Annotated in this window: 18 protein-coding genes and 2 tRNA genes; 12 read left to right on the top strand and 8 right to left on the bottom strand. The window is 63.5% G+C overall.

What is annotated here, in order from left to right; genetic code table 11:
- Positions 1 to 4 precede the first annotated feature (4 nt).
- Complete coding sequence (locus tag IAE38_RS06080) at positions 5 to 958, top strand: hypothetical protein (RefSeq protein ID WP_201216546.1); 954 nt, start codon at positions 5 to 7, stop codon at positions 956 to 958.
- A gap of 64 nt (positions 959 to 1,022) precedes the next feature.
- On the opposite strand, the gene dinB is transcribed toward IAE38_RS06080, so the two are convergent.
- Positions 1,023 to 2,081: a DNA polymerase IV gene (gene dinB, locus IAE38_RS06085; protein ID WP_201163725.1), complete on the bottom strand. Its 1,059-nt coding sequence runs from the start codon at positions 2,079 to 2,081 to the stop codon at positions 1,023 to 1,025.
- 220 nt (positions 2,082 to 2,301) lie between these two features.
- On the opposite strand from dinB, the gene IAE38_RS06090 reads away from it, so the two are divergent.
- From IAE38_RS06090 to IAE38_RS06105, 4 genes are all read left to right on the top strand, one after another.
- Positions 2,302 to 2,378 (top strand) — tRNA-Met (locus tag IAE38_RS06090).
- A 133-nt stretch (positions 2,379 to 2,511) separates the two neighbouring features.
- Positions 2,512 to 2,588, top strand: a tRNA-Met gene (locus tag IAE38_RS06095).
- Positions 2,589 to 2,845: 257 nt separating this feature from the next.
- On the top strand, positions 2,846 to 5,488 hold the full coding sequence (gene mprF / locus IAE38_RS06100; protein ID WP_028634588.1) for a bifunctional lysylphosphatidylglycerol flippase/synthetase MprF: 2,643 nt from the start codon (positions 2,846 to 2,848) through the stop codon (positions 5,486 to 5,488).
- Complete coding sequence (locus tag IAE38_RS06105) at positions 5,488 to 6,780, top strand: virulence factor family protein (protein WP_201216548.1); 1,293 nt, start codon at positions 5,488 to 5,490, stop codon at positions 6,778 to 6,780. The genes mprF and IAE38_RS06105 overlap by 1 nt, the downstream gene beginning before the upstream one ends.
- 39 nt (positions 6,781 to 6,819) lie before the next feature.
- Here the strand turns inward: IAE38_RS06105 and IAE38_RS06110 are convergent, their stop codons facing one another.
- Positions 6,820 to 8,730 carry a potassium transporter Kup gene (locus IAE38_RS06110; RefSeq protein ID WP_201216611.1) on the bottom strand — a complete coding sequence of 637 codons (1,911 nt, stop codon included), beginning with the start codon at positions 8,728 to 8,730 and terminating at the stop codon, positions 6,820 to 6,822.
- 234 nt (positions 8,731 to 8,964) lie between these two features.
- On the opposite strand from IAE38_RS06110, the gene rimO reads away from it, so the two are divergent.
- The 5 genes from rimO (at position 8,965) to tsaA (ending at position 12,748) form a co-directional block, all read left to right on the top strand.
- The gene (gene rimO / locus IAE38_RS06115; RefSeq protein WP_201216551.1) at positions 8,965 to 10,296 is read left to right on the top strand and encodes a 30S ribosomal protein S12 methylthiotransferase RimO; all 1,332 of its coding nucleotides are present in this window, start codon (positions 8,965 to 8,967) and stop codon (positions 10,294 to 10,296) included.
- 2 nt (positions 10,297 to 10,298) lie between these two features.
- A complete protein-coding gene (locus tag IAE38_RS06120) occupies positions 10,299 to 10,754 on the top strand; it encodes a GNAT family N-acetyltransferase (RefSeq protein WP_201216553.1) in 456 nt (151 codons plus the stop codon).
- A gap of 75 nt (positions 10,755 to 10,829) precedes the next feature.
- A complete protein-coding gene (locus IAE38_RS06125) occupies positions 10,830 to 11,540 on the top strand; it encodes an rRNA pseudouridine synthase (protein ID WP_201216555.1) in 711 nt (236 codons plus the stop codon).
- 47 nt (positions 11,541 to 11,587) lie between these two features.
- On the top strand, positions 11,588 to 12,049 hold the full coding sequence (locus tag IAE38_RS06130) for a DUF1456 family protein (protein ID WP_201164973.1): 462 nt from the start codon (positions 11,588 to 11,590) through the stop codon (positions 12,047 to 12,049).
- Positions 12,050 to 12,055: 6 nt separating this feature from the next.
- Complete coding sequence (gene tsaA / locus IAE38_RS06135) at positions 12,056 to 12,748, top strand: tRNA (N6-threonylcarbamoyladenosine(37)-N6)-methyltransferase TrmO (protein WP_201216614.1); 693 nt, start codon at positions 12,056 to 12,058, stop codon at positions 12,746 to 12,748.
- A 93-nt stretch (positions 12,749 to 12,841) separates the two neighbouring features.
- Here tsaA and IAE38_RS06140 read toward each other — a convergent pair whose 3' ends face one another.
- The 4 genes from IAE38_RS06140 to IAE38_RS06155 all read right to left on the bottom strand — a co-directional run bounded on the left by IAE38_RS06140 (position 12,842) and on the right by IAE38_RS06155 (position 17,177).
- Positions 12,842 to 14,164, bottom strand: coding sequence for a dicarboxylate/amino acid:cation symporter (locus tag IAE38_RS06140; protein WP_028634580.1), 1,323 nt, complete (start codon positions 14,162 to 14,164; stop codon positions 12,842 to 12,844).
- A gap of 300 nt (positions 14,165 to 14,464) precedes the next feature.
- The gene (locus tag IAE38_RS06145) at positions 14,465 to 15,811 is read right to left on the bottom strand and encodes an ATP-binding protein (protein ID WP_201216558.1); all 1,347 of its coding nucleotides are present in this window, start codon (positions 15,809 to 15,811) and stop codon (positions 14,465 to 14,467) included.
- On the bottom strand, positions 15,808 to 16,485 hold the full coding sequence (locus IAE38_RS06150) for a response regulator (protein WP_201164976.1): 678 nt from the start codon (positions 16,483 to 16,485) through the stop codon (positions 15,808 to 15,810). Before IAE38_RS06150 ends, IAE38_RS06145 begins: the two co-directional genes overlap by 4 nt.
- Before the next feature lie 86 nt (positions 16,486 to 16,571).
- Complete coding sequence (locus IAE38_RS06155) at positions 16,572 to 17,177, bottom strand: outer membrane beta-barrel protein (protein WP_201216560.1); 606 nt, start codon at positions 17,175 to 17,177, stop codon at positions 16,572 to 16,574.
- A 129-nt stretch (positions 17,178 to 17,306) separates the two neighbouring features.
- On the opposite strand from IAE38_RS06155, the gene IAE38_RS06160 reads away from it, so the two are divergent.
- Together IAE38_RS06160 and IAE38_RS06165 are read left to right on the top strand one after the other, a co-directional pair.
- Positions 17,307 to 18,098 carry a dienelactone hydrolase family protein gene (locus tag IAE38_RS06160; RefSeq protein ID WP_201216561.1) on the top strand — a complete coding sequence of 264 codons (792 nt, stop codon included), beginning with the start codon at positions 17,307 to 17,309 and terminating at the stop codon, positions 18,096 to 18,098.
- Between the two features lie 43 nt (positions 18,099 to 18,141).
- Positions 18,142 to 18,843, top strand: coding sequence for a 4'-phosphopantetheinyl transferase family protein (locus IAE38_RS06165; RefSeq protein ID WP_201216563.1), 702 nt, complete (start codon positions 18,142 to 18,144; stop codon positions 18,841 to 18,843).
- Between the two features lie 3 nt (positions 18,844 to 18,846).
- Here the strand turns inward: IAE38_RS06165 and IAE38_RS06170 are convergent, their stop codons facing one another.
- On the bottom strand, positions 18,847 to 20,454 hold the full coding sequence (locus tag IAE38_RS06170) for an ATP-binding protein (protein ID WP_201216566.1): 1,608 nt from the start codon (positions 20,452 to 20,454) through the stop codon (positions 18,847 to 18,849).
- Positions 20,451 to 21,143, bottom strand: coding sequence for a response regulator (locus tag IAE38_RS06175; protein ID WP_060482112.1), 693 nt, complete (start codon positions 21,141 to 21,143; stop codon positions 20,451 to 20,453). Before IAE38_RS06175 ends, IAE38_RS06170 begins: the two co-directional genes overlap by 4 nt.
- Positions 21,144 to 21,225 lie beyond the last annotated feature (82 nt).

Here is a 21,225-nt window from a genome sequence, read left to right on the forward strand (position 1 = left end):
GATCATGTCAAAGCGAAGTACCTTCAACCTGACGGGCGCCGCACTCTGCGGCGCCCTGCTCGTCAGCGGCTGCGCCAACCAGATGCCCCAGCGTAGCGACCATGAGGAGCGCGTGGAGCGCAAGCTGCTCGAGCACACCTTGCAAATCGATGTTGGCGAGCCAGAGGTCATGGAGCTGCCGCAGCGACGTGTGCGCGTGCACGAGCAGAAGCGTTTTGAAGTCACCGAATACGAAGTGACCCGTCACTACGACCGCTATACGCCCTACCAGCCATGGCGGGAAATCTACGAAATCCCGCTTGGCGCTGTTGCGGTGGTGGCAGGCGTTGGGGCAAACGTGGTCAACGTCTTCGCCTTGGGCAACCTGCCGCAAAGTGTCACCCATGACTGGCTGAGCTACGGCGTGGACGGCCTCAACCCGTTCATGAACGTGGCGTCCAATGGCCGCGCCCAGCAGAACCTTGCGGGTATCAGCGAAGTGCAGAAAGCCAAGCGCGAAGAGGCCACGAGCATGCCGTGGAGCGAGCGCCTGGTCGAGGTGAAAGCGGGCAAGATGACCCACGAACTCACTACCGACCGCAATGGCATGTTGCGCTTGAACCTGCTGGACACTCCGTTCTCCGAACAGAACCTCAACCACGTTGGCACACTGCATCTACAGGTAGTGGATGAAGACAACGCGGTACGTGGTGATGCCAGTCTGTTGGTCAGCGCCACGCTGCGCAACAAGTTGCGCGAAGCCCACGAGCTGATTTTCGACGACCTCGAAGACGACGATGTCGGGCAATGGGTGCACCGGGTCAAACGCCTGGCAGAGCTGGGCCTGGAAGAGGAAGCCAGCGAAATGGAGCAAAGCCTGATCGAGCTGACGCGCAACGACCCGGAGCTGCAACAGGAGTTTCTCAAGTCGTTGACCAAGGCAACCGGCCGGCTGGTGGCCGACCCAGGCGCGCACTGACCCATTGATCCACTGGCAAAATGCGCCTTCTTTATAGAAAGCGGGCGCACCGTCGCCAGGTGCGCTATTGCGGCGGGAACAACTCCATCTGTTCATGCGCCCCGCGCAGGTCACGCAACCTCACCCCTACCCCCAGCAAACGCACCGGTTTGCCACCCCTGGCGAACGCCTGCCCCAATAACTGACGATAACTGTCCAGGTCCCTGCCCGCCCCGGCCTGCTCCAGCGTGGTCTGGGTGAAGTCGTGGAACTTGACCTTGACGAAGGGTTTGTCCGGTCGGTAGCTGGCGTCCATTCGTTCGATGCGTGTATTCAGGCTTTCCAGCAGCTCCGGCAAGCGCGCCAGGCAACTGGCCAGGTCCGGCAGGTCGGTGTCGTAGGTGTTTTCCACGCTGACCGATTGGCGACGGCTGTCGTTATGAACAACCCGCTCGTCAATGCCTCGCGCCAAGCCCCACAAGCGCTCGCCGAAACTGCCGAATTCGCGCACCAACGCCAGGCGCGACCAGTCTCGCAGTTGCAGGCAGGTTTCGATGCCAAGGCGCGTCAGCTTCTCTGCGGTCACCTTGCCCACCCCATGCAGCCTGGCAACCGGCAATGCGGCGACGAACGCCTCGACCTCGTCGGGTGTTATCACGAACAACCCGTTGGGCTTACGCCAGTCACTGGCGATCTTGGCCAGGAACTTGTTGGGCGCCACACCCGCAGAAACCGTGATATGCAGTGTGCGGGCAACACGCCGGCGAATGTCTTCAGCGATGCGCGTGGCGCTGCCGGCGTACCACTGGCTGTCACTGACGTCCAGATAGGCTTCATCAAGGGACAACGGCTCGATCAGGTCGGTGTACTCGCGGAAAATACTGTGGATTTCACGCGAAGCTTCGCGGTAGGCCTCGAAACGCGGCTTCACGATCAACAGGTCCGGGCACAGCTTGAGGGCATGGCGGGACGACATGGCCGAGCGCACACCATAGGCACGCGCCTCATAATTGCAGGTGGCGATGACCCCACGCCGCTCGGCGGAGCCACCCACTGCCATCGGCCGACCGGCCAGGCGCGGGTCGTCGCGCATCTCGATTGCTGCGTAGAAGCAGTCGCAGTCGACGTGGATGATCTTGCGCAAAGACATGGATGACCGTGAGCACTGTAAATTCATACAGATAGTAGCGCATGAGGCCTGGAGTGAAACAGCCTGTGCCCAAGGTTGCCCGATTACCGGCCTGAAAACCCCGCCACGCCTGGGGCGCTCCCCCTTTACGGCTGCTAAGAGTTTGAACGGGAAAGGTTTTTTTAGAATAAAGCTTGACACCTCCAGGGAAATCCGTAGAATTCGATCTCACAGGCGCGGGATGGAGCAGCCTGGTAGCTCGTCGGGCTCATAACCCGAAGGTCGTCGGTTCAAATCCGGCTCCCGCAACCAGATTCGAGAGAAGGCCACTGTTAACGCAGTGGCCTTTTTCTTTGGCCCTGAGAAAGTGCGGCTAAAAAAATCAAAAGAATCAACAAGTAGCGCTTGACACCCTCCATGGAAACTGTAGAATTCGCCCCACTGACGCGGGATGGAGCAGCCTGGTAGCTCGTCGGGCTCATAACCCGAAGGTCGTCGGTTCAAATCCGGCTCCCGCAACCATATCGTCAGAACAAACCCCGCCTGTTTAGCGACAGGCGGGGTTTGTTGCTTTAGCCCACTCGTATACCCCGCCCGCCTTGTTTTGCCGGGGCCTGCCCAACCACAGGCTTGGCCCGCCGCCCTTAGAATGAACTATCTTTAACGCTGCCTGGCTGTTAAGCGCCTTGGGCAGGAGTAATATTGGATACGTTTTCCCAAAGGGACTTTCACTTGGCCGCACCTCTTCTTCACCTCGCGCCTGATGCACGAGGTAACCCATGACTTCGCACAACCCCGAACCCGCAGGGCCACTGGCAACCGCACTGCCAACTGCAGCGCAGCGCCTGCCTTTGCTCGAACGCATCAGCCGCTACCGCCAGCCCATTGGCCTGGCGGTGACCCTGCTGTTGTTCACCATGGCGCTGATCGCCTGCCGCCACCTGTTGAGCGAGCTGGACATCTATGCCCTGCACGACGCCATGCTGAGTGTGCCGGTGCACGCGTTGCTGGGCGCCTTGCTGGCGACCGTGGTCGGCTTTGTGATCCTGCTAGGTTACGAGTGGTCGGCCAGCCGTTACGCCGGGGTGAAATTGCCGGCAAGCAGCCTGGTGCTGGGCGGCTTCAGCGCCTTCGCGATTGGTAATGCCATTGGCCTCTCGATGCTCTCGGGCGGTTCGGTGCGTTATCGCCTCTATGCCCGCCAGGGGCTCGGTGCGGGTGAAGTGGCGCGCATGACGGTATTCGCCAGCCTTTCACTGGGCTGCGCACTGCCACCGCTGGCAGCCCTGGCCACCTTGAGCAACCTGCCAGCGGCCTCCACTGCCCTGCGTTTGTCGCCCACCCTGCTGGCGGGTGTCGCCATCGCGGTGCTAGTGGCCAGCGCACTGCTGGTGGCCGGCTTGTACCGCAGGCGCCTTGCGGAGCAACCACTGGCAGACAACCTGCTGGTGCAACTGGGCCGCCGCACCCTGCGCCTACCAGGTGCCCGCCTGGCAGGCCTGCAGTTGCTGATCACTGCGCTGGATGTCGCCGCTGCGGCTACTGTGCTGTACCTGCTACTGCCAGAGGCACCACCTTTCGGCGCGTTCGTCCTGGTCTACCTGCTGGCCCTGGCAGCCGGCGTGCTCAGCCACGTACCGGGAGGTGTCGGGGTATTCGAAGCGATCCTGCTGGCCGCCTTTGCCAACCAGCTGGGTGCCGCTCCGCTGGCAGCGGCCTTGCTGCTGTATCGGCTGATCTATGTGGTGCTGCCGTTGCTGGTAGCGTGCGTACTGCTGCTGGCCAATGAAGCCAAGCGCCTGCTGTTCGCCCAGCAGGCAATGAAGGCTGCGTCGGGGTTGGCTGCGCCGATCCTGGCGATCATGGTGTTCATCTCCGGCGTGGTGTTGCTGTTCTCCGGCGCTACACCCGAGATTGACTCGCGCCTTGAGCACATGGGTTTCCTGATCCCTCACCGGCTGATCGACGCATCGCACTTTGGCGCCAGCCTGATTGGCGTACTGTGCCTGCTGCTGGCCCAGGGCCTGCGCCGGCGCCTGTCGGCTGCCTGGTTGTTGACCACGGTACTGCTGCTGGTGGGCTCGTTGCTGTCGCTGCTCAAGGGCTTCGACTGGGAAGAAGCGTCCCTGCTGACATTCACCGCTGCCCTGCTCGCCTTGTTCCGCCGCTCGTTCTACCGCCCAAGCCGCCTGCTGGAACTGCCGTTCTCGCCGGTGTATCTGGTCGCCAGTGCCTGCGCGGTCGGTGCTTCGGTATGGCTGCTGCTGTTTGCTTACCAGGACGTGCCGTACAGCCACCAACTGTGGTGGCAGTTCACGTTGGACGCCGATGCCCCACGCGGTCTGCGTGCGGCCATGGGCAGTGCCTTGCTGCTGGCCGCGTTGGCGCTGACCTGGCTGCTGCGTACGGCGCCACCGGTCATTCATCAGCCTGATGAAGCGGAGCTGCAGCGCGCCAACCGCATACTGCTGGCGTCGGACCAACCCGACGGGGGCCTGGCCCTGACCGGCGACAAGGCCCTGCTGTTCCACCCCCGCGACAACGCGTTTCTGATGTACGCACGCCGTGGTCGCAGCCTGGTGGCGCTGTACGACCCCATTGGCCCTGCCCAGGAACGTGCTGAAATGATCTGGCAGTTCCGTGACCTGTGCGACCTGCACCATGCCCGGCCGGTGTTCTACCAGGTGCGCGCCGAGAACCTGCCGTTCTACATGGACATTGGCCTGACCGCGTTGAAGCTGGGCGAGGAAGCCCGGGTCGACCTGCGCCGCTTTGATCTCGAAGCTAAAGGCAAGGAGATGAAGGACCTGCGCTACACCTGGAACCGTGGCGGTCGCGATGGCCTGACCCTGGAAATTCACGAGCACGGCCAAGCCCCGCTGGCCGAGCTGAAGGAAATTTCGGATGCCTGGCTGACCGGCAAGAACGTGCGCGAGAAAGGCTTCTCGCTGGGGCGTTTCAGCCCGGAGTACCTGCAGCACTTCCGCATCGCCCTGATTCGCTTCCAGGGCCGGCCGGTGGCGTTTGCCAACCTGCTGGAAACCCACAGCAACGAACTGGCGAGCCTGGACCTGATGCGCGCCCACCCAGAGGCGCCGAAGCTGACCATGGAATTCATGATGATCGGCCTGATCCTGCATTACAAAAGCCATGACTACGGCCGCTTCAGCCTCGGCATGGTGCCGCTTTCCGGCCTGCAGCCGCGCCGTGGCGCGCCCCTTACCCAGCGCCTGGGTTCGATGGTGTTCCGCCGTGGCGAGCAGCTTTACAACTTCCAGGGGCTGCGCCGTTTCAAGGACAAGTTCCAACCGGACTGGGAACCCCGTTACATGGCTGTGCCAGCCGGGCTCGACCCCCTGGTGGCACTGGCCGACACTGCTGCCCTGATTGCCGGCGGCTTGACTGGATTGGTGAAACGCTGATGACCCGACGCTTTTGGCTGTACCTGCTGGTTCCCTTGCTGCTGGCCGCCCTTGGCGCCGGGTTGGCGTTCTGGCTATGGACGCGCCCAGCACCTGAGGCCCGGCTTGAACAACTGACCATTGATGGCACCAGCATCACCCGTGTTACCCCCGGGGTGCGCGCCACCGCCCGGGTCGCCATCGGTGTGCCTGAAGACCAGGCCCTGACCCACAAGCAACTGCTGGACCTGGCCCAGGCCGCAGATGCGCAACTGGTGCAGGTGACCTTGCCCGCCGCCGATTGCAGCAAGCAGCAGCAAGCGATGGACCAGGCGCTGGCCCAGTTGCCGCAGCCACCCACGTTGGTGGCCGGTATCGGGCCAGGTGCCGCACAGGCCTGGCGCTGGCTGGCCAGCCAAGGCAACGACAAGGCCCGGGCTATTTCCGTGGGTTTCACGCTGGAGCAACCCGGGTGCCAGGCCCCGCTGCCTAAATCCGCCCCCCACGGCCACTGGAACGTGGCCTGGAACGACAACCCCGATGATGCCAGCGCCGCCTTCGTCCGCGACCAGGCCAACGCCGAAACCAGCATCAGCGACTACGACATTCATTTGCCACAAGTGCTCAAGGCGCAGCTGACCCAGGCGCTGGTTGGCCAGGACGGCAACGCCCTGGCCATACCGGTGGTTGAAGTACCTGCCGGGCAGACGACCGACACCGTGACCCTGTTCCTTTCCGGTGACGGCGGCTGGCGCGACCTTGACCGTGATGTGGCCGGGGAAATGGCCAAGCTCGGTTACCCGGTGGTGGGCATCGACACTCTGCGCTACTACTGGCAGCACAAGACGCCGGAACAGAGCGCAGCCGACCTGTCAGAGCTGATGCATCACTACCGCCAGAAGTGGGGCACCAAGCGCTTCGTGCTGACCGGTTATTCATTTGGTGCAGACGTACTGCCGGCCATCTATAACCGCCTGCCGGCCGAGGACCAGCAACGCATCGATGCCGTTGTGCTTTTGGCCTTCGCTCGCAGTGGCAGCTTTGAGATCGAAGTTGAAGGCTGGTTGGGCAAGGAAGGCCAGGAAGCGCCTACAGGCCCGGAAATGGCAAAACTGCCAGCGGCCAAGGTGGTGTGCGTGTACGGGGTGGAAGAAACCGACGAAAGCGGTTGTACCGACAAGACGGCCGTGGGCGAGCGTTTGAAGCTGCCGGGCGGCCACCACTTTGACGAAAACTACCCGGCACTGGCCAAGCGCCTGATCGACGAGATAGAGACGCGCCAAGGCAAGTCGAGTGTGGCGGAGCAGAACTGAGGAAAAGGGGGGGCCTTCAGGCCCCCCCTGCCTAGTCACTCAAATCTCTACCTGCGTTCCTAACTCGATTACTCGGTTGAGCGGCAGGTTGAAGAACCTGAGGTTGCCGTTGGCGTTCTTCAGCAGGAACGCGAACAGGTTGCCCCGCCAGCGCGACATGCCCTCCAGCCTGGAGGCGATGACCGTCTCGCGGCTGAGGAAATACGTGGTGCGCATGGGCGTGAAGTCCAGGTCGTCCAGGTGGCACAGCTTCAACGCTGCCGGCACGTCAGGCTCGTCCATGAAGCCAAAGTGCAGCACCACCCTGAAGAAACCGTCGCCGTAGGCCTCCACTTCGAAACGCTCCTGCTCCGGCACCCGCGGCCGGTCCTCGCTGAGCACGGTCAGCAGCACCACCTGGCTGTGCAGCACCTGGTTGTGCAACATGTTGTGCAACAGCGCATGGGGCACCGCGTCGGACCGGGCCGTGAGAAACACCGCAGTGCCCTCCACCCGGTGTGGCGGCTGGATGCGGATGCTGCTGATGAACAGCGGCAGCGGCAGCGCGCCTTCGTCTATGCGCTCCACCAAGATCTGCTTGCCGCGCTTCCAGGTACTCATCAGCAGGAACAGCACGCCACCGGCCAATACCGGGAAGGCACCGCCCTGTACGATCTTCGGCACGTTGGCAGCAAAGAACAGCCCGTCGACCAGCAGGAACCCCACCAGGATCGGCACGGCCAGCATCGGCGGCCACTTCCACAGCAACAGCATCACCGCAGACACCAGGATGGTGGTCATCAGCATGGTCCCGGTCACAGCCACCCCGTAAGCCGCCGCCAGTGCCCCTGATGACTCGAAGCCGATCACCAGCAGCACCACCCCTACCATCAACGTCCAGTTCACGGCGGCAATGTAGATCTGCCCCTGCTCGTCACTGGAGGTGTGTTGAATATGCATGCGCGGAATGTAACCCAGCTGGATGGCCTGGCGGGTGAGGGAGAACGCCCCCGAGATCACCGCCTGGGAGGCGATGACGGTGGCCAGCGTCGACAGGCCGACCAGCGGCAGCAGGGCCCAGCCCGGCGCCAGCAGGTAGAACGGGTTACGCGCTGCCTCCGGGTTCTGCAGCAGCATCGCACCCTGGCCGAAATAATTGAGCACCAGCGCAGGCAGCACCAAGGCGAACCAGGCCCGGGCGATGGGCTTGCGACCGAAGTGGCCCATGTCGGCATACAGCGCCTCGGCACCGGTCAGGGCCAGCACCACAGCCCCCAGAATGGCCACGCCCATGCCTGGGTGGACGACGAAGAAGTTCACCGCCCAGCCCGGGTTGAAAGCCTTGAGCACTTCGGGTGTTTGCAGAATGCCGTGCACGCCAAGGGCAGCCAGCACCAGGAACCAGGTGACCATCACCGGGCCGAAGAGCTTGCCGATTTTCTCGGTACCGTGTTTTTGCACCAGAAACAGCGCCACCAGCACCACCAGCGAAATGGGCACCACCCAGTGGTCGATGCCATCGAACGCCAGGCCCATGCCCTCTACCGCAGACAGCACCGACACGGCCGGGGTGATCATGCTGTCGCCGTAGAACAGCGACGCGCCGATCAGCCCGCATATCACCATCAGCGTGCGCAACCGCGGGTAGGCCGCCGTGGCCCGCCGCGCCAGTGCAGTCAGCGCCATGGTGCCGCCCTCGCCCTGGTTGTCTGCGCGCAGGATGAACATCACGTACTTGAACGACACCACCCATAACAGCGACCAGAGGATCAACGACAGGATCCCCAACACACCTTCATGGTTGACCGGCACCCCATAGCCGCCGGTAAAGACTTCCTTGAGGGTATACAACGGGCTGGTGCCGATATCGCCATAAACCACCCCGACCGCCGCCACCAGCAGGCCCAGCGACCGTGTCGCGCCCTGCTTACCTGGGTGCCCGCCCTCGGCGTGACTGCTTGCCTGAACCATCGACCACTCCCGCAGACGGCCTTCAAGGCCCTTGTTGTTCACTTCCACGCAGGCCACCCGCAGCGGCCTGACGCAACGGCGCGAAGCATAGCGCAGCGTTCGTCGTATTTCTGCTGGTCAAGCGACCTTGTGCTCGCTAGAATTGCGCACTTTTTGATCAGAGGCGCCGAAAGCGCCCGTCAAGCTCGCCCCCGATTCCGGCCGGGCGACCTGCATTCAATACCGAGGTTAGTCATGTCCACCACGCCCGCCACCCCCAAGGTAGGTTTCGTAAGCCTGGGTTGCCCCAAAGCCCTGGTCGATTCCGAGCGCATCCTGACGCAGCTGCGCATGGAAGGCTACGAAGTCGTGCCCACTTATGAAGATGCCGACGTGGTGGTGGTCAACACCTGCGGCTTCATCGACAGCGCCAAGGCCGAGTCGCTGGAAGTGATTGGCGAAGCGATCAAGGAAAACGGCAAGGTCATCGTCACCGGCTGCATGGGTGTCGAGGAAGGCAGTATCCGTGACGTGCACCCAAGCGTGCTATCGGTGACCGGCCCGCAGCAGTACGAGCAGGTGGTCAATGCCGTGCACGAAGTGGTGCCGCCGCGCCAGGATCACAACCCGCTGATCGACCTGGTGCCGCCACAGGGCGTGAAGCTCACGCCGCGCCACTACGCTTACCTCAAGATTTCCGAGGGCTGCAACCACAGCTGCAGCTTCTGCATCATCCCGTCCATGCGCGGCAAGCTGGTCAGCCGCCCGGTGGGTGAGGTGCTGAGCGAGGCCGAGCGCCTGGTAAAGGCCGGTGTGAGGGAGATCCTGGTGATTTCCCAGGACACCAGCGCCTACGGCGTGGACGTCAAGTACAAGACCGACTTCTGGAACGGCCGCCCGGTCAAGACCCGCATGCTCGAACTGTGCGAGGCACTGAGCAGCCTGGGTGCCTGGGTTCGCCTGCATTACGTGTACCCGTACCCGAACGTTGACGATGTGATCCCGCTGATGGCGGCCGGCAAGATCCTGCCGTACCTGGACATCCCGTTCCAGCATGCCAGCCCCAAGGTGCTCAAGGCGATGAAGCGCCCGGCGTTCGAGGACCGCACCCTCGCCCGCATCAAGCAATGGCGCGAGCAGTGCCCGGAGCTGGTGATCCGTTCCACGTTCATCGTCGGTTTCCCGGGCGAAACCGAAGAAGACTTCCAGTACCTGCTGGATTGGTTGACCGAAGCCCAGCTCGACCGCGTGGGCTGCTTCCAGTATTCGCCGGTGGAAGGCGCGCCTGCCAACGACCTGGGCCTTGCCGAGGTGCCGGATGACATCAAGCAGGACCGTTGGGACCGCTTCATGGCTCATCAGCAAGCCATCAGTACTGCCCGCCTGCAACTGCGTATCGGCAAGGAAATCGACGTGCTGATCGATGAAGTGGAAGAGCAAGGCTCGGTTGGCCGCAGCTTCTTCGATGCACCCGAAATCGACGGCAGCGTGTTCATTGATGGCGACCATGGCTTCAAGCCGGGCGACAAGGTGCGCTGCCGGGTGGTAGATGCCGATGAGTACGACATGTGGGCCGAGCCGATCTGACCATGAGCCAGCTCCCAACCCTGGAGACGCCACATCTCAGCGATTACCCGGAGCTGGTGCAGGTTTGGGAAGATGCGGTGCGCGCAACTCACGACTTCATGCCCGAGGGCTACATCCTGCTGCTGCGCGACAAGATCTTGCGCCAGTACCTGGACGCCGTGATGCTGGTGTGCTGCCGGGCGCCAAACGGCAGTATCCAGGGTTTTATCGGGGTGGCCCAAGGCCGCGTGGACATGCTGTTCGTGGCCCCTGCCTGGCATGGTCACGGGGTGGGCAAGCGGTTGCTGCGTCACGCCGTCAGCGTGCTGAATGCCCAGACGCTGGACGTCAACGAGCAGAACCCCAAGGCTTTGGGCTTCTACCTGCACGAAGGGTTCGAAGTGACCGGCCGCTCGCCAACCGATGGCCTGGGCCAGCCCTACCCGTTGCTGCACATGCGTTTGCGCAAAACGGTGTGATTGCCACAGATTCCCGCCCCTCAACCGCGCGGGAAGGTACAATGCAGGCTCTTTTTGCCTTTGCGAACCGCCGTCATGTCCGAACCCACCCGCCTGTCCAAACGCCTTGTCGAGCAGCTTGGCTGTTCTCGTCGCGAGGCCGAGCTGTATATAGAGGGGGGCTGGGTGACGGTCGACGGTGTGGTGGTCGAGCAACCGCAGTTCAAGGTTGAACAGCAAAGCGTCGCCCTCCTGCCTGGCGCCCGCGCCGAAACACTGGAGCCGGTTACCCTGCTGCTGAACCAGCCTGCCGGCCAGGATACCGAGAGCGCCCGCGTAAGCATGGGCATGGATAGCCTGAGCGAGGCCCACCGTGAAGGCGTGCGCGCCCTGCACGGCCATTTTGCCCGCCAGGCCTGCGTAGCGCCGCTTGAACCCGGTGCCAGCGGCTTGCAGGTGTTCACCCAGGATTGGCGGGTGACCCGTAAGGTCAATGCCGACCTGCGCCGTCTGGAGCAGGAATTCGTCGTCCAGGTGCGCGGCGAAGCCAGCCCGCAGGCATTGGAACGCCTGGCGCGGGGTGTTATGCGTAATGACCGTGAATTGCCCAAGGCCAAGGCCAGCTGGCAGAACGAAACCCATCTGCGCCTGGTGCTGAAAAACCCTCAACCTGGGCAAATCTCCGAGCTGTGCGCCTATCTGCGCCTTGAGCTGCTGGGCATGCGCCGCATCCGCCTGGGGGGTGTGTCCATGGGCAAGCTGCCGCTTGGCCAATGGCGCTACGTGGCGGCAACCGAACGCTTCTAAGCAACACGCCGCGCTGGTGCGCGGCACCTGAACAGGATTCTGCAGCAATGAACCACAACGACGTCCTGCGCAGCCTGCGCTACATGCTCAAGGTGAACGACGCCAAAATGGCCGAAATCATCGGGCTATCCGGCCTCGACGTGCATCCCCTGGTGCTGGCGACCTACGTGAAAAAAGAGGAAGAAGAAGGCTTCGTGCGTTGCCCTGAACGGGTAATGGCGCACTTTCTGGACGGCCTGGTCATCTACCGCCGCGGTAAGGATGACAGCCGGCCAGCGCAGCCAATCGAGCTGCCGGTTACCAACAACCTCATCCTCAAGAAACTGCGGGTAGCCTTCGAGCTCAAGGAAGACGACCTGCACGCCATCCTCAAGTCAGTGGACTTCCCCGTCAGCAAACCCGAGCTGAGCGCGCTGTTCCGCAAGGTTGGCCACGAGAACTACCGTGCCTGCGGCGACCAGTTGCTGCGCAACTTCCTCAAGGGCCTTACCCAGCGCGTGCGCGGCTGAATGACCATGCAGCATACGGTAAGCCCGGTCGGCATCGTGCGCTCCTGCTTCAAGGAAAAGTTCGCCATACCGCGCCAGCCGCAGTTGGCACCGGCTGCACGGGGGGTGCTGGAGCTGCTGCCGCCGTTCGATCAGGGTGATGCTGTAGACGGCCTGGAACAGGTCAGCCACGTCTGGTTGCTGTTTCTGTTCCACCAGGCCCTTGAAGAAAAGCCGCGGCTGAAAGTGCGGCCCCCGCGCCTGGGCGGCAACAAGAGCATGGGGGTGTTTGCCACCCGTGCCACCCACCGGCCCAACGGTATCGGCCAGTCGGTGGTCCGCCTGGAGGGTGTGGAGCCCGGGCGTTTGCTGCTGTCGGGCATCGACCTGCTCGATGGTACCCCGGTGCTGGACATCAAACCCTATGTGCCCTACGCCGACACCGTCGCCGATGCCCGTAACCAGATGGCCAGCCAGCCACCTGTAGCGATTGCCGTGCAGTGGGGCGACGCAGCCTTGGCGCAAGCTCGCGAGCATACCCTGCGCCTGGGGCAACCCGTGGTAGACCTCATCGAGCAATGCCTGGCCCAAGACCCACGGCCTGCCTACCAGGTGCCCACGCCGGAGCGGGTATACGGGGTGAGGTTCTGGGACGTGCAGGTGCGCTGGCATTACCCGCAAGCGCAGGTTATTCGGGTGCTGGAGGTGGTGCTGGCCTGATTCGGGCCAACCTGCAAGCGCACACCGAGGGTAAATACGCAGGCATGAAAAAGGCGACTTCACAGTCGCCTTTTTCGTTTCGCTAGCCCGAGATCAGCGAGCAGGGCCTTCAGCGACACCCAGGTCGTCGGTAGGACGGGTATCGATCAGCGGGCCGCCACCGGAGGCCAGCTCCGAAGCCAGCTTGTCGTTGTCCATTTCCTTGACCCACTTGGCAACCACCACGGTGGCCACGGCGTTGCCGACCAGGTTGGTCAGTGCACGCGCTTCGGACATGAAGCGGTCGATGCCGAGGATCAGGGCCAGGCCGGCAACCGGCAGGTGGCCAACGGCGGACAGCGTAGCCGCCAGCACGATGAAGCCCGAACCGGTCACGCCAGCAGCACCCTTGGATGCGACCAGCAGCACCAGCAGCAGGGTGATCTGGTGGGTGATGTCCATCGGGGTGTCGGTGGCCTGGGCAATGAACACGGCCGCCATGGTCAGGTAGATCGAGGTGCCGTCCAGGTTGAAGGAATAGCCGGTGGGGATTACCAGGCCAACCACCGATTTCTTCGCACCCAGGCGCTCCATCTTGGCCAGCATGCGCGGCAGGGCCGATTCCGACGAGGAAGTACCCAGCACGATCAGCAGTTCTTCACGGATGTAGCGGATCAGCTTGAGGACGCTGAAACCATGGGCGCGGCAGATGCCGCCCAGTACCACCAGCACGAACAGCAGGCAGGTGACGTAGAAGCACGCCATCAGGTAGCCCAGTTGCACCAGCGAACCCACGCCGTACTGGCCGATGGTGAACGCCATGGCGCCCATGGCGCCGATCGGGGCCAGCTTCATGATCATGTTGATGATGTTGAACATGACATGGGCGAAACGGTCGATCATGTCCAGCAGCGGCTTGCCATAGCTGCCCAGGCGGTGCAGGGCGAAGCCGAACAGCACCGAGAACATCAGCACCTGCAGGATATCGCCGTTGGCGAAGGCGCCGACCACGGTGTTGGGAATGACGTTGAGCAGGAAGCCGACGGTGGTCTGCTGCGCGCCGGCGGCGGCATAGGCGGCCACACTGCTGGCGTTCAGGGTGCTGACGTCGATGTGCATGCCAGCGCCTGGCTTGACCACGTTGACGACGACGAGGCCGATGAGCAGGGCGACGGTAGAGACGATTTCGAAATACAGCAGCGCGTAGCCGCCGGTCTTGCCGACCGACTTCATGCTCTGCATGCCGGCGATGCCGCTGACCACGGTGCAGAAGATGATCGGGGCGATGACCATCTTGATCAGTTTGACGAAGCCATCACCCAGCGGTTTGAGGGCGACGCCTGTTTCTGGGTAGAAGTGGCCGAGCAGAATGCCGATGGTGATGGCGACCAACACCTGGACATACAGGGATTTGTACAGCGGCTGACGTGTCGTCATGGCTAAATTTCCTCGAGTGCGCCGGTTCACCCTTCCCAGGGTGGTGCGGCGCCTGAATCGCTAACCCTCCTGCACATGGAGGGATTTGTCGTTGTGTTCGAGCTGCCTTGGCAGGCCTCTGCCGATATCGATAGCAAAGGTGGTGCCAAAATGCCCACGATAGGTGCAATGGCAGTATTTACGGGCATTTCGTGCCCAACGACGGGGCGACACTGCAGAGGATATGGCGGGTTTCCGCCCGCTGGCGGAATTTGTACACCGGCGATGGCGGAAATCCGCCTTGCGCCGGGTGGTAAAGGCCTATTCCAAATTGAAGGTGATTCTAAAGGCGGCGCCGCCCAGTACCGAATCACCCAAACTGAGCCGGGCGTCGTAGCTGTCGACGATGTCCTTGACCACTGCCAGGCCAATGCCCTGCCCCGGGTGCTGGCTGTCCAGCCGCTCCCCGCGCTCCAGAATGCGCTGGCGCTGATCGGCAGGCACACCGGGCCCGTCATCTTCGATGCACAGCGTAAGCTGGCCTGGCACCTTGGCCCAACTGACGTTCACCCGGCCCAGGCTGAGGCGATACGCGTTCTCCAGCAGGTTGCCCAGCAGTTCCAGCAGGGCCCCTTGCTCCATCGGCACACAGGCCTGTTCCGGCACGTCCAGCGTCACGTCCACGTTTTTGTCCCGGTAGACTTTGGCCAAGGTGCTGCACAGGCTGTCGAGCAGTGGCCGCAACACTACGCTGTGCCGCACCAGGCCACTTTTGCGCAGGCTGGCACGTTGCAACTGGTAGTCGATCTGCTGGCTCATGCGCTCAATCTGGCTTTGCAGGATACGCGACTGCTCACGCTCACCGCTGCGCTGCTGCAAGCTCTCGCCTACCCCTTGCAACACCGCAAGGGGTGTTTTCAGGCTATGAGCCAGGTCGTCCAGCGAGTGCCTGTAGCGTTGGCGCTGTTCACGCTCGCTGCGCAGCAGACGGTTCAATGAGCCGGTGAGGCGCAGCAGCTCCCTTGGGTGATCGCCGCTCAGGCCTTCCCGCGCGCCAGACTCCAGGTCGTCCAGTTCGTGGCTGAGGCGCCGCAACGAGCGCAGGCCCCAAGTCAGGCCGGCCCATAGCAGCACTAGCAGCGCCAGCAGGGCAGCGCCGAAACCGAAGTAGAGTTTTTCCCGCAGGCCATCGAGGGTGTGTTGATACTCACGCACCGGCTGCAGGGCAACGATGCTGTAGGCCGCGCTCTGGCCGCCCAGCAGTTTGACCTCGACGTCGTAGACAAAGAATTCCTCGCCAGAGGCCTGGCGGATACGGGCGAACTCGTTACCGCGGCCATCGTAGCGGGGGGTGTAGTTGACGTTTTGCGCCGCCGTGGCGCGGGACTGCCAGACCAGCTTGCCCTGGCGGTCGAAGATGTAACCCAGCAGCCCGGTGTACGGCAGGTTGTAGCGTTCGTCGGGCAGCAGCTCAGGCATCTGCAGCTGGCCGTGCTCGATGCGGGCGGCAGAAATGAGGGTGGTGATGTCCGAGGCCAGGCGCTGTTCGATGGACTCCTCGAGCGCCAGGCTGAACGCCTTCTGCAAGGCCGGGAGCAGCGCCAGCATGAACAGCAGCGCCAGCAGTGTGGCGGCCAGCATCAGGCGTACCCGGAGGGAGCGGATCACCGGCAGCGCTCGGTGAACAGGTAGCCCAGCCCGCGTACGGTGTCGATGGGTTTGAAGCCCTGCTCGCCTTCGAGCTTGCGCCGCAGGCGGCCGATCAGCACTTCGATGACATTGGGGTCACGCTCCTCGTCACCTGGGTACAACTGCTCCATCAGGCGGTCCTTGGCCACCACTTGCTGGTGATGGCGCATGAGGTACTCGAGGATGCGGTATTCGTAGGCGGTCAACGCCAGCGGTTGCTCACCCAGGGCCGCCTGCTTGCGGTTGAGGTCCAACACCAGCGGCCCGGCAGCGATGGTCGACTGGGTGAACCCGCTGGAACGGCGCAACAATGCATTCAGCCTGGCCTCCAGTTCCTCGAACTGGAACGGCTTGACCAGGTAGTCGTCGGCGCCAGCGGCCAGGCCCTCCACCTTGTCCTGCCAGTTGCCACGGGCGGTGAGGATGAGGATGGGGAAAACCTTGCCTTGGCTGCGCAAGCGCGAAATGAGCTCCAGCCCGCTGATACCGGGGAGCCCCAGGTCAATGATGGCCAGGTCAAAATGGTACTGCTCGGCCTGGTACAACGCCTCTTCGGCATTGGCAACCGCTTCGACCACGTGGCCGCTTTCGCCCAGGCGGGTGTTGAGGTGATGGCGAAGCAGCGCTTCGTCCTCGACCACCAGCAGTTTCATGTGCAGCTCCTTATGGCTTTGCCTGTACAGGCCCAATCGCTGAGGTGACAGCGATTGGGCCTGTACAGGATAACGCGGCTTGGGTCTCAGAACTTGTAGGAAGCCGCCAGATACGTTTGTGCGCTGCTGGTCAGGCGCAGCACACCGGACTTGGGTGCACCGTGGGCGCTGTACTCGGTGGATGCATTGCTGCGCAGGTAGCGGTAGCCCAGCTCGACCGAAGCCTTGTCGGTCAGCTCCTGGATCACGCCCGCCTGCAGGCCGTAGGCATAACCGTAGTCGCTGTCACGGCTGGCACCTGGCGAATTCTGGGTCAGCTTGGTGATGCCCACGCTGCCACCGCCAAACAGCTTGGTGGTATCGCCGATTGGCAGGAAGGCATCGTAACTGCCCAGCAGGTTCTGCTGGCGCAGCTTGAAGCCGCTGTGGTCACCGGAAACGCTGTCGTAGGTCATGTAGTAGCGGCCTTGGTCGTTGATCTGGCCCAGACGCACACCCCAGGTATCGTCCTTGCCGATGATGCCGTCGGCATTGAGGTTGTCGGTGTTGCGTTGCAGCAGGCCCGACTTACGAACCTTGTCGCTGGTCTGGCCGTAGGTCAGGCTGGCGAAGGTGTCATCAGCGGCCTGGGCGCTGGTCATGCCAGCGGCGCAGACGGCCATGGCGGCAAGCAGGGAATTGAAGGTTTTCATGGCAAGTAGCTCCTGTTTGAGTGCGCTGCTTTGGTGTGGAAGCTAGAGTAAGCAAGGCACACTGAACCGCGACTGAACCCACGCTGAACCCTGGCTGAACGAACCGAATGCGAACAAGGAGTACTACCCATGCGTGCCCTGCTGGCCCTGACCCTGATGTGCAGCGCCGCCCTCGCCCAAGCGGCGGTCCAAACCCGCGAAATCCCCTACCAGGATGCCAATGGCGATCGGCTGGTTGGCTACTACGCCTACGATGACGCCGTCACTGGCAAGCGCCCCGGCATTGTCGTGGTGCACGAGTGGTGGGGGCTGAACGACTACGCCAAGCGCCGTGCCCGCGACCTGGCAGCGCTGGGCTACAACGCGCTGGCCATCGACATGTATGGCGATGGCAAACACACCGAACACCCTCAGGACGCCCAGGCCTTCATGGCCGAAGCCATGAAGGACCCTGCCGCAGCCGCAGGGCGTTTCGATGCCGGCCTCGAGCTGCTCAAGATGCAGCCCAACACCAACAAACACGAACTGGGCGCCGTTGGTTACTGCTTCGGCGGCAAGGTAGTGCTGGACGCCGCACGCCGCGGCGAGAAGCTCGACGGCGTGGTGAGCTTCCATGGTGCGCTGGTCACCGACACACCGGCCAAGCCAGGCGTGGTGCGGGCCGCGATCCTGGTAGAGCACGGTGGCGCAGACAGCATGGTCACCCCGCAGCAGGTAGACGCGTTCAAGGCCGAAATGGACGCGGCGAAGGTGGACTACACGTTCGTCACCCTTGAAGGCGCCAAGCACGGGTTCACCAACCCGGACGCAGACAGGCTGAGCCATGGCGGGCATGGTGGCCCGGACATCGGCTATAACAAGGAAGCGGACGAGCGCTCGTGGGCCGACATGCAGGCGTTCTTCAAGAAGGTACTCAAATAGCTACGGCCTCCCATGGCATCTGCGCAGCTGGCACAATAGGCCCATGAACACATTGCCTGCCTGTTGCGCCCCGCTTCAACACCACTGGCCCCTGCCCCGCCCGCTACCCGGGGCGGTCCTGGTCAGCTGCGCGTTCGACCCCGCCCGCCTGGGCCCTGACGACTTCCACCGCGCGGGTGTGGTCCCCAGTGCCAGCCTGCAACGCTCGGTCGCCAAGCGCCAGGCGGAGTACCTGGCCGGCCGCGTGTGCGCGCGGGCCGCTCTGCAGCGCCTGGACGGCCGCGATCATGTGCCGGCAACGCACGAAGACCGTTCGCCTGTATGGCCTGCTGGCATTCGCGGCTCGATTACCCATGGCAAAGGCTGGGCAGCGGCCGTGGTAGCGGCCCAAACCAATTGCCAGGGCCTGGGGCTGGATCAGGAAGCGTTGCTGGACGACGAGCGCGCCGAACGGCTGATGGGCGAGATCCTGACCCCGATGGAGCTGGAGCGGCTGGACCGCAGCCAGCTGGGCATGACGGTGACCCTGACCTTCTCCCTCAAGGAAAGCCTGTTCAAGACCCTCTACCCGCTGACCGGCCAGCGCTTCTACTTCGAGCACGCCGAGCTGCTGGACTGGTCCGCTGACGGTTTGGCCCGCCTGCGCCTGCTGACCGACCTTTCACCCCAGTGGCGGCATGGCGCCGTGCTGCAGGGCCAGTTCTGCCTGCAGGCGGGCCACTTGCTGAGCCTGGTCAGCGCCTGAGCACTACTGCAGTGTTTGCCGTGGCGGCCATGCCAGGCTGAAACAGGCCCCGCCAAGCCTGGCGCTGCGGCTTACCGTAGCGCGGCCTGTATGCCAGTGGATGATGCGCCGCACGATCGACAGGCCCAGGCCGTGCCCACCGGAAGCGCGGGTGCGGCTGTCATCGACCCGGGTAAAGGGTGTGAAAATGCGCTCCCAGTAGCTTTCAGGCACGCCAGGGCCGTCATCTTCCACATCGATGCGGCATAGCTGAGGCCCCAGCTGGTAGCTCAGGCGCACTTCGCTTTCGGCATGGCGCAAGGCATTGCTGACCAGGTTTTGCACCGCCCTATGCAGGTAACGCGGCTCGGCCTCGACCCAGGCGCCATCAGCGGCGGTGCTGTCACAATTACCCCGCAGCACCCTGACACCGGGGCGTAGCGGCGCCAGTTCGTCGATTACCCGGGTGAGCAGCGCGTCCAGGTCAACTGGCTGAAACCGCAGGGCAGGTGCGCCCTGCTCCAGGCGGGCGTACGTCAGCATTTCATCGACCAGTTCGTCGAGGTCCTGAATGTCGGCATCCATGCCGGCCAGGTATTTGGCACGGGCCTGCTCGGTAGCGGCGGCTTCGACCATTTCCAGGCCAAAACGCAGGCGTGCCACGGGGGTGCGCAGTTCATGGGACACCGCCCGCACCAGCTCACGCTGCATGGTCAACGAACGCTGCAGGTGTTCGGCCATACCGTTGAACGTCTGGGCCAGGCGCCCTACCGAGTCGGCGCCACCTGCAGGCACGCGCGTATCCAGGCTGCCGTGCGCGATGCGCGCTGCGGCGCTTTCCAGCCCGGAAACACGGCGTTCAAGCTGGCGCACCAGCCAGTACACGACAAGCCCGATCAGGCTCAGGCCCAGCAGTGCGATCAGTACCAACAGTTGCGGCGGGTACGGGTTGAGCTGGTACAGCGGGCCAATCTCCAGCACCCAGGGCGAGCCCGCCAACCCGGCGAATACCCGAATCGAGTCACCGTCCCGGCCCAGCGCCATGACCGTGTCGCCCTCCTCCACGCGGCGTCGCTGGTCATCGTCCAGGCTCGCCCGCTCGATGCGCTGCAACGCAACGCCAAAGCCGAACCCCTTGTCCTGCTTGAGCTGCTCGAGGCGCTGCTGTTGCTCCGTCACCGGGTAGCGCACCAGTTCGTCGGCCAGCAGGTACAGGGTGGCGCGGGCCAACTGCTCGCTGACCTGCTTCACCTGCGCCACCAGCAACAGGTCCTGCTGGCCCACCCTGCGCAATACCCTGGCCGCATGCGCGCCGGTTTTCTCCACCACCACCAGGCCGCGATACAAGCGCGCACGCTGTGCGCCGTCCAGGCTTACGGCTGCCATGGGTTGCACGGCCAGTGGCACCCCCATCAGGCGCTCCCACATCAGCAGCGAGCGCTTGCGTTCGGTGTCGTTCTGCTGGGCGAGGTTGTCGGCCATCAGGCTGAAGGTACCCTGAGCCAGGCCCTCACGGTGCTGGGCGGCACGCACCTCGTTGACCAGATGCAGGCTGAGCACCCCAAGCAGCGCCACCAGCACCAGCACGGCCAGCATGCCACCATAGATACGCAGAAAAATCGAGTTGCTCATGGCGCCTCGCCGACGAACAGGTAGCCCTTGTTGCGCAGCGTCTTTATCAGACGCGGCTGGAGGGGGTCATCGCCTATTCGCGGGCGGATTCTGGAAATGCGTATATCGATGGAACGGTCCTGGCCGTCATAGGCAACGCCGCGCAGCGCGGTGAAGATCTGCTCGCGTGTCAGCACCTTGCCGGCGTTGCTGGCCAACAGCCAGAGCAGGTCGAATTCGGCACCGGTCAGCTCGATCAACTGCTCGCCCAGCCGGGCTTCGCGCAGGCGGTTATCGATGTGCAGCGCACCGAAGGCCAAGGCATGGCCCTGGGGCCGTTCAGTGCGGCGCAGCAGCGCCTGTATGCGCGCCAGCAGCAAACGCGGCCGCACCGGCTTGCACACATAGTCGTCGGCCCCAAGGTCCAGGCCCTGCACCTGATCGAGTTCATCGCTACGCGCCGTCAGCATCAGAATGGGGCCAGGGTATTGGCTGCGCACGCGCCGGCAGATACTCATGCCGTCTTCACCGGGCAGCATCAGGTCGAGCACGACCAAGTCGGGCTGGCTGTCGATGATGAGCCGTGCGGCCCGGCCACCATCCCCCTCGACGGTGACAGCATAGCCGTTGGCCTGCAGGTACTCGGCGGTCAGCTCGGCCAGCCGCGGGTCGTCTTCGACGATGAGGATACGTGCGCAGCGGTTGTCCATGGCAGGCGCCTTGTGAAGGGTGTTCGCTGGGTCATAGTACGGTTGGCGGGGTACGCCGCCAAGCCATGGCCAGCACGTTGGA

This window comes from Pseudomonas sp. S32 (assembly GCF_016648095.1).
Classification (GTDB): Bacteria; Pseudomonadota; Gammaproteobacteria; order Pseudomonadales; family Pseudomonadaceae; genus Aquipseudomonas; species Aquipseudomonas parafulva.